Annotated in this window: 1 protein-coding gene; it reads left to right on the forward strand. The window is 62.0% G+C overall.

The genetic code is table 11. The annotated features are described in order from the left end of the window. Positions 1–21: 21 nt before the first annotated feature. The coding region (locus DEH69_RS22900; RefSeq protein ID WP_147255775.1) for a roadblock/LC7 domain-containing protein at positions 22–410 on the forward strand (389 nt) is incomplete at its 3' end.

Consider the following 410-nt stretch of genomic DNA (forward strand, 5'->3'; position numbering starts at 1 on the left):
AGGAGCGTTAGTGTGAGCCCGATGAGCCAGGCGGCGCAGAACCTGAACTGGTTGATCACCAGCTTTGTGGACAGCACTCCGGGTGTGTCGCACACGGTGGTGGTGTCGGCTGATGGTCTGCTTCTGGCGTTGTCCGAGGGGTTTCCGCGGGATCGTGCGGATCAGTTGGCTGCGGTGGCGTCGGGGTTGACGTCGTTGACGGCTGGTGCGTCGCGGATCTTCGAGGGTGGTGCGGTGAATCAGACGGTGGTGGAGATGGAGCGGGGGTTTCTCTTCATCATGTCGATTTCGGATGGTTCGTCGTTGGCGGTGTTGGCGCATCCTGAGGCTGATATCGGTCTGGTGGGTTATGAGATGGCGTTGCTGGTGGATCGCGCCGGTACCGTTCTGACCCCCGACCTCCGCGCCGA

Source organism: Streptomyces sp. PT12, assembly GCF_003311645.1.
Classification (GTDB): domain Bacteria; phylum Actinomycetota; class Actinomycetes; order Streptomycetales; family Streptomycetaceae; genus Streptomyces.